Source organism: Collinsella aerofaciens (assembly GCF_018785245.1).
Lineage (GTDB): Bacteria > Actinomycetota > Coriobacteriia > Coriobacteriales > Coriobacteriaceae > Collinsella > Collinsella aerofaciens_AD.
Map to the genome: position 1 here is coordinate 1 of NZ_WQPL01000074.1, position 209 is coordinate 209.

Annotated in this window: 1 pseudogene; it reads left to right on the plus strand. The window is 74.2% G+C overall.

What is annotated here, in order from left to right:
• Positions 1–209 (plus strand): annotated as a pseudogene (locus GPK39_RS09230) (IS30 family transposase); the annotation flags it as partial.

The following is a 209-nucleotide window of genomic DNA, read 5'->3' on the forward strand; positions in this document are numbered from 1 at the left end:
GAGGCCATCAGGGACTGCCTGCGACGGGGGCTGTCGCCCGAGCAGATGGCGGCGCGCAACGGCGGGCCGGTGGACCTGTCGCCGTCGACCATCTACCGCTGGGTCTCGGCGGGCTACGACGGCATGACGAACATGGAGCTCAGGCGCAAGGTCGGCTACAGGCCGAGGAAGCGCGCCGCGGGCCGGGCGGCCACGCGCCACTCCGCCCG